Consider the following 13137-nt stretch of genomic DNA (forward strand, 5'->3'; position numbering starts at 1 on the left):
AGGGGCAAGGGACGCAAGAGCCTCGTACGTGTAGTCCGTCACGCTTGGCCTACTTGAGAGGTCTGCCCGTATCGGGCCCTACGTCCCTTGTTGACGAAGTCTCAGGAGACGCACAGCCCGTTTCAGGAACTCGGTGCGAGGACGAAACCCCAAATCGGGCGGTTCGTCAAACGTCAGTTCGTGACCGAATGCGAGCGGTCTGTACGGACATCAAGGTCAGACGTCAGTTGGCCGACCGCAGATTCCGTACGGAACGCCACCGCTCCACGAGCCGGGCGTACGCCTCCCCCGCGACGGCCCCGTCGCCCCTGCGCAGCGCGGCGATGCCCTCGGCCACGTCCGCCGCGGAGTGGTCGTCCTCCAGCGTCCCGGACGGCACCACATGCACCAGGCCCCCGTAGTCCAGCTCCACCAGAGAGCGCGGGTGAAACTCCTCCAGCCAGCGGCCGACGTCCATCAGGCCGTCGATCAGGGGCCCTTCGTTCATGGCCTCCCGCAGGGCGCGCAGGCCCCGGGCCACCCGCCGCCGGGCCTGGACCATGGGGGTGCGGTAGCGCAGCACCGGCGGGCCCTCGCCGGACGCGCCCTTGTCGTACTCGCGCTCCTCGTCGGAGACCAGCACGAACCAGTTGATCGGCACCTGCCAGGTGGCCGTACGGATCCACGGCCGGGCGTCCGGGTTGATCGTCAGCCAGCGCTCGTAGTCCTGGGCCGCCTGTCGCCGCAGCACGGGCGGAAGGACCGCGTCCATGACCGGCGGGGGGAGCTCCTCGGAGAGCTCGTCCAGGGCCAGCCAGCCGCGCAGCCGGGTGCGCCAGGGGCAGACACAGACGACGCCGTCCACGTCCAGGACGAAGGCGTCGTCGCTCTCGTGCACCGGCACCGGGACCGGCGGGGTGGGGGCCAAGTCGGCGAGGGCCCGGCGCAGTTCGTCCTGGTACGAGGGGCGGTCCGTACGGCGTGCGTAGCGGGCCCACTGGCTGCGCTCCGGCTCGGGGAAGGCGGCCAGCGGTTCGTACACGCGCAGATAGGTCGCGTAGGGGACGATCACCGAGGTCACCTTGGGCACGCCTGCTCCCTCCCCCGCGCATCGCCGCGAAAACCTGCGGAGCCCGCTTACGATCGCGCGGGAAACCTATGCAAATCGTCGCACGGGTGTACTCCGGTCGGAGGTGATCCTGTGCACGGTGCGGCCGGCGGGGCCACCAGGCTTTAATCTCATGCTCAACAGCCCCCGCCACCCTCCCCCACAGCCAAAAGCGCGGGGGGAGCCCCACGGGAGCTGGTCTCCACCCGCCGCAACTTACTCAGGAGTCACCACAGTGACCGACGTAACCGGCGCACCTGCTGATGTACTGCACACCCTGTTCCACTCGGACCAGGGCGGACATGAGCAAGTCGTGCTCTGCCAGGACCGTGCGAGCGGCCTCAAGGCCGTCATCGCCCTGCACTCCACCGCTCTGGGCCCCGCGCTCGGCGGTACGCGCTTCTACCCGTACGCGACCGAGGCCGAGGCCGTCGCCGACGCGCTGAACCTCGCCCGCGGGATGTCGTACAAGAACGCCATGGCCGGTCTCGACCACGGCGGCGGCAAGGCCGTGATCATCGGCGACCCGGACACGATCAAGAGCGAGGAGCTGCTCCTCGCCTACGGTCGCTTCGTCGCCTCCCTCGGCGGCCGCTACGTCACCGCCTGCGACGTCGGCACGTATGTCGCCGACATGGACGTCGTGGCCCGCGAGTGCCGCTGGACGACCGGACGCTCGCCGGAGAACGGCGGCGCCGGGGACTCCTCCGTCCTCACCGCCTACGGCGTCTACCAGGGCATGCGCGCCTGCGCGCAGCACCTGTGGGGCGACCCCTCGCTGCGCGGCCGCAAGGTCGGCATCGCCGGTGTCGGCAAGGTCGGCCACCACCTGGTGGAGCACCTGCGGGCCGAGGGCGCCGAGGTCGTGATCACCGATGTGCGCGAGGAGGCCGTGGGGCGGATCCTCGCGGCCCACCCGACGGGTGTGACGGCCGTCGCCGACACCGCGACCCTGATCCGCGCCGAGGGCCTCGACATCTACGCCCCGTGCGCGCTCGGCGGTGCGCTGAACGACGACACCGTGCCCGCGCTCACCGCCAAGGTGGTCTGCGGCGCCGCCAACAACCAGCTCGCCCACCCCGGTGTGGAGAAGGACCTCGCGGACCGCGGGATCCTCTACGCGCCGGACTACGTGGTGAACGCCGGCGGTGTCATCCAGGTCGCGGACGAGCTGCACGGCTTCGACTTCGACCGGTGCAAGGCGAAGGCGTCGAAGATCTTCGACACCACGCTGGCCATATTCGCACGTGCGAAGGAGGACGGCATTCCGCCGGCCGCCGCGGCCGACCGGATCGCCGAGCAGCGGATGCACGACGCGGCCCTGGCCCGCCGGGGCACTGACCCCGGGGCGGTGCGGGACTGATCCACAAAAGTCTCGTACGTTTGACCGGTACCCGCCGGTGGGCAGTTAGAGAGAACTCTCACTTCTACCGGCGGGTCGACCGTCGATAAGTGGTTAAAATCGCGGTTGACCAGCGAGGACGGGGCGCCTCGAAGGTCCTGGGCGCGGGCACGTCATGCGGGCGACGTACCGTATGGGCGCGGGCTCAGGTACCGTGGAAGCCCTACGGACCGGTCTCTCCGCGGAGAGTCCGTGCCGGACCATGAACGCGTGTCAAGACTCTGGGGCCGTCGAGCCCCGTCGTTGAGGGGGTCGAGCCATGGGGCGCGGCCGGGCCAAGGCCAAGCAGACGAAGGTCGCCCGCCAGCTGAAGTACAACAGCGGTGGGACTGACCTCTCACGCCTGGCCGAGGAGCTGGGTGCATCGCCTTCGAATCCGCAGCCGCCTAACGGCGAGCCGTTCGAAGACGATGATCAGGACGAGGACCTGTACGCACGGTACGCCGACCTCTACGAGGACGACGACGACGAGGACGACCAGTCCTCGCAGCATCGTCGCGGCGCTTGACCCTGCACTGAGCACTTGCCCGGTCGGTGACTACGGTCACCGACCGGGTTCTGTGCTGCCCGCAGGGTCATGACCCCCGTGCCTCAGCTCGCGTAGTCACCGATCAGGGCGGCACCCGTGGGGTGCTCGCCCCGGTCCGTGATCTCTCCGGCCACCCAGGCGTCCACGCCGCGGTCGGCCAGGGTCGCCAGGGCCACGTCCACGGACTCCTGCGGCACGATCGCGATCATGCCGACGCCCATGTTCAGGGTCTTCTCGAGCTCCAGGCGCTCGACACTGCCCGTGCGGCCGACCAGGTCGAAGATCGGGGCCGGGGTCCAGGTGGAGCGGTCCACGACGGCGTGCAGGCCGTCCGGGATCACCCGGGCCAGGTTGGCCGCGAGGCCGCCGCCGGTGATGTGGCTGAAGGCGTGCACCTCGGTGGTGCGCATCAGGGCCAGGCAGTCCAGCGAGTAGATCTTCGTCGGCTCCAGCAGCTCCTCGCCGAGGGTGCGGCCGAGCTCCTCGATGTGCGCGTCCAGCGCCAGGCCCGCCTGGTTGAGCAGGACGTGGCGGACGAGGGAGTACCCGTTCGAGTGAAGACCGGAGGACGCCATGGCGATCACCGCGTCACCCGTCCGGATGCGATCGGCGCCGAGCAGCCGGTCGGCCTCCACGACGCCCGTACCGGCGCCGGCGACGTCGAAGTCGTCCTCGCCCAGCAGACCCGGGTGTTCGGCCGTCTCACCGCCGACCAGGGCGCAGCCGGCCAGCACACAGCCCTCGGCGATGCCCTTGACGATGGCGGCGACCCGCTCGGGGTGGACCTTGCCGACGCAGATGTAGTCGGTCATGAACAGCGGCTCGGCGCCGCAGACCACGATGTCGTCCATGACCATGGCGACCAGGTCGTGGCCGATGCTGTCGTAGACGCCCAGCTGGCGGGCGATGTCGACCTTGGTGCCGACGCCGTCCGTGGCGGAGGCGAGCAGGGGCCGCTCGTAGTTCTTCAGGGCGGAGGCGTCGAAGAGGCCGGCGAAGCCGCCGAGGCCGCCGAGGACCTCGGGGCGCTGGGCCTTCTTCACCCACTCCTTCATCAGTTCGACGGCGCGGTCGCCGGCTTCGATGTCGACGCCCGCGGCTGCGTAGCTGGCACCGGTTGTGTCAGGCATGGCGATGAGAACCTTCGTGTTGTACGGCAGGCGTTTCGAAAAGGCGGAGCACGGGCCTTCTACGGGCGGCGGATCGCGTCGGCGGCGGCCGTGGCGGCCGGGCCGGCGGCCAGCTCCGTCTCCAGCAGCTGCTTGCCGAGCAGCTCGGGGTCCGGGAGCTCCATCGGGTACTCGCCGTCGAAGCAGGCGCGGCACAGGTTCGGCTTGGCGATGGTGGTCGCCTCGATCATGCCGTCGATGGAGATGTAGGCCAGGGAGTCGGCGCCCAGGGAGGTGCCGATCTCGTCGATCGTCATGCCGTTGGCGATGAGCTCCGCGCGGGTGGCGAAGTCGATACCGAAGAAGCAGGGCCACTTCACGGGCGGCGAGGAGATCCGGATGTGGACCTCGGCCGCGCCCGCCTCGCGGAGCATGCGGACCAGGGCGCGCTGGGTGTTGCCGCGCACGATCGAGTCGTCGACGACGACCAGCCGCTTGCCCTTGATGACTTCCTTCAGCGGGTTCAGCTTCAGGCGGATGCCCAGCTGGCGGATGGTCTGCGAGGGCTGGATGAACGTCCGGCCGACGTAGGCGTTCTTGACGAGGCCGGCGCCGAACGGGATGCCGGAGGCCTCCGCGTAACCGATCGCCGCGGGCGTGCCGGATTCCGGGGTCGCTATCACCAGGTCGGCCTCGACGGGCGCCTCCTTGGCGAGCTTGCGGCCCATCTCCACCCGGGAGAGGTAGACGTTCCGGCCGGCGATGTCGGTGTCCGGGCGGGCCAGGTACACGTACTCGAAGACACAGCCCTTGGGCTTCGCTTCCGCGAATCGGGAGGTGCGAAGGCCGTTCTCGTCGATGGCGACGAACTCGCCCGGCTCGATCTCCCGGACGTAAGCGGCGCCGCAGATGTCGAGGGCGGCGGACTCGGAGGCGACCACCCAGCCGCGCTCCAGCCGGCCGAGGACCAGGGGGCGGATGCCCTGTGGGTCTCGGGCCGCGTAGAGGGTGTGCTCGTCCATGAAGACGAGGGAGAAGGCGCCCTGGACCTTCGGGAGGACCGTGTGAGCGGCCTCCTCGATGGTCAGCGGCTTGCCGTCCTCGTCGACCTGGGCCGCGAGGAGCGCGGTGAGCAGGTCGGTGTCGTTGGTCGCCGCGACGCGCGGGGCGCGGCCGCCTTCCTGCTTGGGCAGGTCGGCGACCATCTCGGCGAGCTGGGCGGTGTTGACGAGGTTGCCGTTGTGGCCGAGCGCGATGGATCCGTGTCCGGTCGCGCGGAAGGTCGGCTGGGCGTTCTCCCAGACGGAGGCTCCGGTGGTCGAGTAGCGGGCGTGACCGACCGCGATATGACCCTGGAGCGAACCGAGGGAGGTTTCGTCGAAGACTTGGGAGACCAGGCCCATGTCCTTGAAGACGAGGATCTGTGAGCCGTTGCTGACCGCGATTCCCGCGGATTCCTGGCCTCGATGCTGGAGGGCGTAGAGCCCGAAGTACGTGAGCTTGGCGACCTCTTCGCCCGGAGCCCAGACACCGAAGACGCCGCAAGCGTCCTGGGGGCCCTTCTCACCGGGGAGCAGGTCGTGGTTGAGTCGTCCGTCACCACGTGGCACGCCACCGAGTGTAGGCGAGGTCGACCACTGGTCCGAATTGGGGATACCGGACTTTCCGGAGGATCACCGCTCGGCGACGGCTCGCACACTCGTACCGTTTTCGCTGGTCAGCGTGAGGGTTTGGTGATCGACTCCGTACTTCAGCTCTCCGTCGAAAATGCGCAGGAGCTTCTTCTCGACGTCCATGAGTGAGTCTTCGCACATCATTCGGGTCGTGGCAGGGCGGCCGACGGTGATATGGCCGTCGCGGACTGTGGCCTTCGCGTTCACCTTGTTGCAGCCGAGGCTGCCGGAGACGGTGCCCTTCTTCTCGTCGAAGGTGAGGTGGGCCCGGCCGTTGGCGTCCGGGGTCGTGACGGTCCACTTGGTGCCGGCCAGCGGGGCGTCCTTCGCCCTGGTCAGGTGGACGGTGTCGCCCCCGTCGGTGGTGAGGGTGAGGCGGTCGTCGTCCACCTCGGCTTTCAGTTCCTGGTCGGAGACGGTCCGCGCGAGGGTCGTCTCGAACTCCATGGGCTTGTTCTCGCAGGCCATCTCGGTGGACCTGGTCTTGCCCAGCCGGACGCGGTCGCCGTCGACGGTGGCCTCGGCGCTGAAGTTGTTGCAGCCGAGGCTGCCTTCGGCCCGGCCCTTGTCGATGGTCATGTGGGCGCCGGTGGGGGCCTTCTGCGTTCTGCCGTCCGCGGTGACGCTGTCCACGCTCCACCGCACGCCGGTGACCGGCTTGCCGCCACCGACGGAACCGCTGCCGCTGTCCGCCTTCTCGCTGCCGCAGGCCGCCATGAGCGGGACGAGCATGGCGGCGGCCGTCAGGGTCATGCGCTGCTTCTGCCTGTCCATGCCACTTCGACGGGGGACCCGGGGGGATCGGTTCCCCTTGTGGCGGGGAATCCTCCGGATGCCACGGGGGTCGGGCGAAAGGACCGCTGAGGCTCAGGTCATCAGCGGCAGGAGGGCCGACAGGTCCGCGCGCTCGCCGCTCGCGCTGACCTTGGCGTCGTGGAGGGCCTCGGCCCAGGCCAGCCGCCCGGTCGCCAGCCGGATCCAGGTCAGCGGGTCCGTCTCGACGACGTTGGGCGGGGTGCCCCGGGTGTGCCTCGGCCCCGCCACGCACTGCACCACCGCGTACGGCGGCACCCGCACCTCCGTCGAACCGCCGGGTGCCTTCGCGGCGAGCGTGTCGGCCAGCAGCCGGGTGCAGGCGGCCAGGGCCTGCCGGTCGTAGGGGATGTCCAGGCCGGGGACGGCGGTGTTGAGGTCGTCGGTGTGGACGACGAGCTCGACGGTGCGGGTGACGAGGTAGTCGGCGAGCGGCAGGGCGCCCGCGCTGGTGGCGAGGAGCCGGGTGCCGGGGTGGGCGGCGAGGCCGGCGGTGAAGCGCTCCTCGACGGTCGCGAGGTGGGCGGCCGGGTCGGGGTGGCTCTCGGCGAGCTCGCGGGCGTGGGCGGCGATGTCCGGGGCGTCGGCCGCTATCGCGGCGGGCCAGTCGAGCAGCCTGCCGTCCTGCTCGGTCGGCTCCGGCAGGCCGGTCAGCCGGGTGACGGCCGCGAGGCTCATCCCGACGTGGGCCACCAGCTCCCGGACGGTCCAGTCACCCAGCCGGGTGGGCAGGCCGAGCTGCTCGGAGGTGAGTCCGGCGGCAGCGGCCCGGACGTTCCCGAACTGGGCGAGCACCGCCGTGCGGATCTTGACGGGGTCGTAGCTTCGGGTGCGCTTCTTGGCCGGTGGCATGGGGGTCAGCCTAGGTGGGGGCGGTGACAGTGGGGGGTGCCTCGAAGGTCTGGCCGTTGCGGGGTACGCCGATGCCCTGCCAGGTGAAGGGGACGCCCCGGGCGGTGTCCGGGTCCGGGCCGTCCATCAGCTGGAAGTGCAGGTGCGGCTCGGAGGAGTTGCCGGAGTTGCCGCAGCGGGCGATCACCTGTCCGGCCCGGACCCGGTCGCCCGCGCGGACGGTGAGGGAGCCGCGCCGGAGGTGGGCGTAGGCGGCGTGGGTGCCGTCGCCGAGGTCGAGGACGAGGTGGTTGCCGAGGATGCGGCGGACTCCGGCGATGTCCCGCACCGTTCCTTCGAGGAGCATCAGGTACAGCAGCCCCGGCAGGGAGGTGCGGCTGAGGTGGTCGCGCTGCCGGTCGTCGGCGCGGACGACGGTGGCGTCCGCGACGGCCAGGACGGGGGCGTCGTAGGCCGGGTAGGCCTGGGGGCGGCGGGCGAGCGGCCACAGCCATCCGAAGGCCGGGCGGGCTCCCGGCTCGGGCTCGGCCAGGACGTCGATGGCGAAGGTCTGGCCGTAGCTGTGCACGCCGTGGCTGGGGGTGCGGTCGGCCGGGCTGTTCAGCGCGGACCAGCGGCCGGTGACGGGCGGGGCGACCTCGACGGGCTCTCGGGCGGCCCGCGGCCGGTCGGGGGTACCGCCCCACCGGTTGACCAGGATGACGATCGCGTACGCCAGGACCACCGGTACGAAACACGACCACCAGGGGACGACCGCCAGGCCGAAGCAGAGGTCGGCGGCCACCAGGCCGAAGAAGACCAGCCACAGGGCGCGGTAGGTCACCATGGCGAGCTTGCGTGCGGACATCTCCTGTCCCCCATTTCTCCCGCGTGTCTCTGAGCTCTTCTGCCCTCTCTTACGGCCGGGTCGTCGCCAGCGCCGTCAGCAGCGGTACGACCCGCCCCGGCGGCACCTCGTGGCGGCCCCGGCCGGTCGTGTGCAGCCAGCCCGTGGCGGCGAGCTGGCGCAGGTGGTGGTAGATCTGGCCGGTGGTGCCGACCTCGTCCAGCTCGGCGAGTTCGGCGGCGGTGCGCCGGCCGCCGAGGATCTCGCGCAGCAGGCGGATGCGGACCGGGTGGCCGAGCGCGGCGAACGACTCGGCGGCCGTCGTCCACTCGTCCTCCAGCAGGTCCTGGGTGAGCGCGGTCAGCTGCCAGGCGTATTCCTCGCCCGTCGGCAGGCGCACCGCGCCGGTGTAGAGGACTCCGCCGTCGGCCGCCCCCGCCTCCGACAGCTGCTCCTTCAGCCCGTTCAGCGCCCAGAAGTCGCTCCCGTCGATCCGGGGGCCGGTGCGCTGGGCACCTTCCAGGGCCGCCAGACGGCGTTCGAGTTCGGCTACGCGCTGCTCAAGATCCATGTTTCGATATTACGTAACTACGTAATATCGCGCAAGGGTCTACGTAAGAGCCTGGTGGACGGGCACGGCGAAGCCCCCGTCCGGAGGACCGGGCGGGGGCTTCGGGGGGCTTCCGGGAGACCCGCTACTTCAGCAGCGCCGGGATCGTGCCCTCGTGCGTCTCGCGCAGCTCGGCCAGGGTGAGCGCGAACTCGCCCTGGACGTCCACGACATCACCGTCGACGACACCGATACGGGTGACCGGGAGGCCGCGCGCACCGCACATGTCGTTGAAACGGACCTCCTCGGAGCGCGGCACGGCCACGACCGCGCGGCCCGCCGACTCGGAGAAGAGGAAGGTGAACGCGTCCAGACCGTCCGGGACGATCAGACGGGCGCCCTTCTCCCCCAGCAGCGCCGACTCGACGACCGCCTGGATCAGACCGCCGTCGGACAGGTCGTGCGCGGAGTCGATCATGCCGTCGCGGGAGGCGGAGATCAGGATCTCGGCGAGCAGCCGCTCGCGCTCCAGGTCGACCTTGGGCGGCAGACCACCGAGGTGGTCGTGCACGACCTGCGACCAGGCCGAGCCGCCGAACTCCTCACGCGTGTCGCCGAGGAGGTAGAGCAGCTGGCCCTCCTCCTGGAAGGCGACGGGCGTGCGGCGGGCCACGTCGTCGATGACGCCGAGGACCGCGACGACCGGGGTCGGGTGGATGGCGACCTCGCCCGTCTGGTTGTAGAGGGAGACGTTGCCTCCGGTCACCGGGGTGCCGAGCTGCTGGCAGGCGTCGGCGAGGCCGCGGATGGCCTCCGCGAACTGCCACATCACCGCCGGGTCCTCGGGCGAGCCGAAGTTCAGGCAGTCGGACACCGCGAGCGGCTTGGCACCGGTGGTGGCGACGTTGCGGTACGCCTCCGCCAGGGCCAGCTGGGCGCCGTGGTACGGGTCGAGCTTGGCGTACCGGCCGTTGCCGTCCGTGGCGATGGCCACGCCGAGGCCGGTCTCCTCGTCGATCCGGATCATGCCGGAGTCCTCGGGCTGGGCGAGGACGGTGTTGCCCTGCACGAAGTGGTCGTACTGGCTGGTGATCCAGGACTTGGAGGCCTGGTTCGGGGAGCCGACCAGCTTCAGGACCTGGTCCTTCAGCTCCTCGGAGGTCACCGGGCGGGGCAGCTTGTTCGCGTCGTCGGCCTGGAGCTCGTCCTGCCAGGACGGGCGGGCGTAGGGGCGCTCGTAGACCGGGCCCTCGTGCGCGACCGTGCGCGGGTCGACGTCGACGATCTTGCCGCCGTGCCAGTAGATCTCCAGGCGGTCGCCGTCGGTCACCTCACCGATGACGGTGGCGATGACGTCCCACTTCTCGCAGATCTCCAGGAAGCGGTCGACCTTCTCCGGCTCGACGACCGCGCACATCCGTTCCTGCGACTCGCTCATGAGGATTTCCTCGGGCGAGAGCGTGGAGTCGCGCAGCGGGACGTCGTCCAGGGTGACGCGCATGCCGCCGGAGCCGTTGGACGCCAGCTCGGAGGTGGCGCAGGACAGGCCCGCGGCGCCGAGGTCCTGGATGCCGACGACCAGCTTCTCGGCGAAGGCCTCCAGGGTGCACTCGATGAGGAGCTTCTCCTGGAAGGGGTCGCCGACCTGCACGGCCGGACGCTTCGACGGCTTGGCGTCGTCGAAGGTCTCCGAGGCCAGGATCGAGGCGCCGCCGATGCCGTCGCCGCCGGTCCGGGCCCCGTACAGGATGACCTTGTTACCCGCGCCGGACGCCTTCGCGAGGTGGATGTCCTCGTGCCGCATGACGCCGATGGCACCGGCGTTGACCAGCGGGTTGCCCTGGTAGCACGCGTCGAAGACGACCTCGCCGCCGATGTTCGGCAGGCCCAGGCAGTTGCCGTAGCCGCCGATGCCGGCGACGACGCCCGGCAGGACGCGCTTGGTGTCGGGGTGGTCAGCCGCGCCGAACCGCAGCGGGTCGACGACGGCGACCGGGCGGGCGCCCATCGCGATGATGTCGCGCACGATGCCGCCGACGCCCGTGGCCGCGCCCTGGTAGGGCTCGACGTAGGACGGGTGGTTGTGCGACTCGACCTTGAAGGTGACCGCGTAGCCCTGGCCGACGTCCACGACACCGGCGTTCTCGCCGATGCCGACGAGCATCGCGTCGGACTCGGGGGCCTTCTCGCCGAACTGGCGCAGGTGGACCTTGCTGCTCTTGTACGAGCAGTGCTCGGACCACATGACGGAGTACATGGCGAGTTCGGCGCCCGTGGGACGGCGGCCGAGGATCTCGACCACGCGCTCGTACTCGTCCTTCTTCAGGCCCAGTTCGGCCCAGGGCAGCTCGACGTCGGGGGTCGCGGCCGCGTGCTCGACCGTGTCCAGAGGCGTCCGGCTCATGCGTTGACCAGCTTCTTGAGGATCGAGGTGAAGAACGGGAGGCCGTCGGTGCGGCCGGTGCCGATCAGCGGCTCGACGGCGTGCTCGGGGTGCGGCATGAGGCCGACCACGTTCCCGGCCTCGTTGGTGACGCCGGCGATGTCGCGCTGCGAGCCGTTGGGGTTGAAGTCCAGGTAGCGGAACGCGACCCGGCCCTCGGCCTCCAGCTTGTCCAGCGTGTACGCGTCGGCGACGTACTGCCCGTCGTTGTTCTTCAGCGGGATGTGGATCTCCTGGCCGGCCGAGTAGTCGGTGGTCCAGGCGGTCCCGGCGTTCTCCACGCGCAGCTTCTGGTCGCGGCAGATGAAGTGCAGGTGGTCGTTGCGCAGCATCGTGCCCGGCAGCAGATGGGCCTCGGTGAGGATCTGGAAGCCGTTGCAGATGCCGAGCACCGGCAGACCGGCCTTCGCCTGCTCCAGCAGGGGCTCCATCACCGGCGAGAAGCGGGCGATGGCCCCGGCGCGCAGATAGTCGCCGTAGGAGAATCCACCGCACAGCACCACGGCGTCGACCTGCTTGAGGTCCTTGTCCTTGTGCCACAGGGCGACCGGCTCGGCGCCCGCGACGCGGATCGCGCGCTGTGTGTCACGGTCGTCCAGGCTGCCGGGAAAAGTGACGACGCCAATACGAGCGGTCACTTCGCGGCCTCCGCGACTTCCTCGACCCGGATCGAGAAGTCCTCGATCACGGTGTTCGCGAGGAAGGACTCCGCAAGATCATGAATGCGGGCGAGGGCGGCCTCGTCGACCGGCCCGTCAACTTCCAGTTCGAAACGCTTTCCCTGGCGGACGTCCGAGATCCCCTCGAAACCCAGCCGCGGCAGTGCGCGCTGCACCGCCTGGCCCTGGGGGTCGAGGATCTCCGGCTTGAGCATGACGTCGACTACGACGCGTGCCACTGGCACTCCCGGTGTGTGGTGCTGAGCAGGTTCCTTCAGACTACCCGCACAAAATTTCTACGCGCGTCGACTTGTAGGAAACTACGTGACCGTCATCACGATCCAGCATCGACCGACCCACACACGAAATTTTCGGGAAAGATTCCGGATCGACACCCGAAACCTATTGTGTCCGGACACGCAGAAGGATTTAGTCGGGCTTCACAATGCATTGCCGGGCACTGTACAAATGAATTGGCATAGTGCCGCATGAAGGGACCGATATTCGTGGCGCAGAAGGTCGTGGTCACTCTCTTTGACGACATCGACGGCTCGGAAGCGACGGAAACGATCGCCTTCGGACTGGACGGCAAGTCGTACGAGATCGACCTGAGCGAAGTCAACGCCGGAGAACTGCGGAAGGCGCTCGCGCCCTACGTGGAAGCCGGCCGCAAGCGGTCCCGCTCGGGCAAGGCGTACCGGCAGACGGAGGTCGCCCCCGACCCGTCGGCCGTGCGGGCCTGGGCCCAGGCCAACAAGATGGAGGTCCCCGCACGCGGGCGCATCCCCAAGAAGGTCTACGAGGCGTTCACCGCCGCGCAGTGACGGCCCGTCGGGCCCGGACCGGTGCCCGGCCACCCGCCCCTCGCGGCAACCGACTTGCGCAGCACCCCGGCTGATCAGCTAGAGTCTGGAGCACGCCGAGGGGCGAGGCCGAAAGGCCCGGCTCACGGAAACATGCGGGTGTAGTTCAGTAGTAGAACATCCCCCTTCCAGGGGGAAGGCGCAGTGTGCGATTCCTGTCACCCGCTCTGCATCGCCGTACCGGCCACCGTTGTGGATCAGGTAGGCTGGTGCCCGCACCGGTCGGTGAAAGCTGATCGGGAGCAATGCGGACGTAGCTCAGTTGGTAGAGCGCAACCTTGCCAAGGTTGAGGTCGCGAGTTCGAACCTCGTCGTCCGCTCGGGAAAGAAG

Annotated in this window: 13 protein-coding genes and 2 tRNA genes; 5 read left to right on the forward strand and 10 right to left on the reverse strand. The window is 69.8% G+C overall.

Annotation, left to right across the window (positions count from 1 at the left end; all coding sequences use genetic code 11):
- Positions 1–223: 223 nt before the first annotated feature.
- Positions 224–1069, reverse strand: a complete 846-nt coding sequence (locus ACFZDE_RS17590) for a hypothetical protein (RefSeq protein WP_391200556.1) — start codon at positions 1067–1069, stop codon at positions 224–226.
- 253 nt (positions 1070–1322) lie between these two features.
- On the opposite strand from ACFZDE_RS17590, the gene ACFZDE_RS17595 reads away from it, so the two are divergent.
- Together ACFZDE_RS17595 and ACFZDE_RS17600 are read left to right on the forward strand one after the other, a co-directional pair.
- Complete coding sequence (locus tag ACFZDE_RS17595; RefSeq protein ID WP_391200558.1) at positions 1323–2450, forward strand: Glu/Leu/Phe/Val dehydrogenase dimerization domain-containing protein; 1128 nt, start codon at positions 1323–1325, stop codon at positions 2448–2450.
- A gap of 298 nt (positions 2451–2748) precedes the next feature.
- Positions 2749–2997 (forward strand): DUF3073 family protein, encoded by a 249-nt coding sequence (locus tag ACFZDE_RS17600; RefSeq protein WP_390998110.1) that lies wholly within the window; start codon positions 2749–2751, stop codon positions 2995–2997.
- A gap of 83 nt (positions 2998–3080) precedes the next feature.
- Here ACFZDE_RS17600 and purM read toward each other — a convergent pair whose 3' ends face one another.
- The 9 genes from purM to purS form a co-directional block, all read right to left on the reverse strand.
- The gene (purM, locus tag ACFZDE_RS17605; protein WP_390998113.1) at positions 3081–4148 is read right to left on the reverse strand and encodes a phosphoribosylformylglycinamidine cyclo-ligase; all 1068 of its coding nucleotides are present in this window, start codon (positions 4146–4148) and stop codon (positions 3081–3083) included.
- Between the two features lie 59 nt (positions 4149–4207).
- Positions 4208–5737 carry an amidophosphoribosyltransferase gene (gene purF / locus ACFZDE_RS17610; protein ID WP_390998115.1) on the reverse strand — a complete coding sequence of 510 codons (1530 nt, stop codon included), beginning with the start codon at positions 5735–5737 and terminating at the stop codon, positions 4208–4210.
- Between the two features lie 63 nt (positions 5738–5800).
- Positions 5801–6574: an META domain-containing protein gene (locus tag ACFZDE_RS17615; RefSeq protein WP_391200560.1), complete on the reverse strand. Its 774-nt coding sequence runs from the start codon at positions 6572–6574 to the stop codon at positions 5801–5803.
- A 93-nt stretch (positions 6575–6667) separates the two neighbouring features.
- Complete coding sequence (locus ACFZDE_RS17620; RefSeq protein ID WP_391200562.1) at positions 6668–7465, reverse strand: sterol carrier family protein; 798 nt, start codon at positions 7463–7465, stop codon at positions 6668–6670.
- A gap of 10 nt (positions 7466–7475) precedes the next feature.
- The gene (locus ACFZDE_RS17625; RefSeq protein WP_391200565.1) at positions 7476–8312 is read right to left on the reverse strand and encodes a peptidoglycan DD-metalloendopeptidase family protein; all 837 of its coding nucleotides are present in this window, start codon (positions 8310–8312) and stop codon (positions 7476–7478) included.
- Between the two features lie 49 nt (positions 8313–8361).
- Positions 8362–8862: an ArsR/SmtB family transcription factor gene (locus ACFZDE_RS17630; RefSeq protein ID WP_390998125.1), complete on the reverse strand. Its 501-nt coding sequence runs from the start codon at positions 8860–8862 to the stop codon at positions 8362–8364.
- Positions 8863–8986: 124 nt separating this feature from the next.
- On the reverse strand, positions 8987–11245 hold the full coding sequence (gene purL, locus ACFZDE_RS17635) for a phosphoribosylformylglycinamidine synthase subunit PurL (protein ID WP_390998128.1): 2259 nt from the start codon (positions 11243–11245) through the stop codon (positions 8987–8989).
- Positions 11242–11922 carry a phosphoribosylformylglycinamidine synthase subunit PurQ gene (gene purQ, locus ACFZDE_RS17640; RefSeq protein WP_390998131.1) on the reverse strand — a complete coding sequence of 227 codons (681 nt, stop codon included), beginning with the start codon at positions 11920–11922 and terminating at the stop codon, positions 11242–11244. The genes purL and purQ overlap by 4 nt, the downstream gene beginning before the upstream one ends.
- Positions 11919–12182 carry a phosphoribosylformylglycinamidine synthase subunit PurS gene (purS, locus tag ACFZDE_RS17645; protein WP_031109675.1) on the reverse strand — a complete coding sequence of 88 codons (264 nt, stop codon included), beginning with the start codon at positions 12180–12182 and terminating at the stop codon, positions 11919–11921. Before purS ends, purQ begins: the two co-directional genes overlap by 4 nt.
- A gap of 267 nt (positions 12183–12449) precedes the next feature.
- Here purS and ACFZDE_RS17650 point away from each other — a divergent pair, with 267 nt between their 5' ends.
- From ACFZDE_RS17650 to ACFZDE_RS17660, 3 genes are all read left to right on the forward strand, one after another.
- Entirely contained in the window at positions 12450–12767 is a 318-nt protein-coding gene (locus ACFZDE_RS17650; protein WP_031109676.1) for an Lsr2 family protein, read from the forward strand.
- A 134-nt stretch (positions 12768–12901) separates the two neighbouring features.
- Positions 12902–12973, forward strand: a tRNA-Gly gene (locus tag ACFZDE_RS17655).
- Positions 12974–13053: 80 nt separating this feature from the next.
- Positions 13054–13126: transfer RNA gene (locus tag ACFZDE_RS17660), tRNA-Gly, on the forward strand.
- The last annotated feature ends 11 nt before the right edge of the window (positions 13127–13137 follow it).

This window comes from Streptomyces sp. NPDC007929 (assembly GCF_042959065.1).
GTDB lineage: Bacteria > Actinomycetota > Actinomycetes > Streptomycetales > Streptomycetaceae > Streptomyces.

Excerpts from the sequence above, each read along its gene's own strand:
- ACFZDE_RS17630 (WP_390998125.1), bottom strand. The coding sequence starts at position 8,862 with ATGGATCTTGAGCAGCGCGTAGCCGAACTCGAACGCCGTCTGGCGGCC.
- purL (WP_390998128.1), bottom strand. The coding sequence starts at position 11,245 with ATGAGCCGGACGCCTCTGGACACGGTCGAGCACGCGGCCGCGACCCCC.
- ACFZDE_RS17615 (WP_391200560.1), bottom strand. The coding sequence starts at position 6,574 with ATGGACAGGCAGAAGCAGCGCATGACCCTGACGGCCGCCGCCATGCTC.
- ACFZDE_RS17625 (WP_391200565.1), bottom strand. The coding sequence starts at position 8,312 with ATGTCCGCACGCAAGCTCGCCATGGTGACCTACCGCGCCCTGTGGCTG.
- ACFZDE_RS17620 (WP_391200562.1), bottom strand. The coding sequence starts at position 7,465 with ATGCCACCGGCCAAGAAGCGCACCCGAAGCTACGACCCCGTCAAGATC.
- purM (WP_390998113.1), bottom strand. The coding sequence starts at position 4,148 with ATGCCTGACACAACCGGTGCCAGCTACGCAGCCGCGGGCGTCGACATC.
- ACFZDE_RS17600 (WP_390998110.1), top strand. The coding sequence starts at position 2,749 with ATGGGGCGCGGCCGGGCCAAGGCCAAGCAGACGAAGGTCGCCCGCCAG.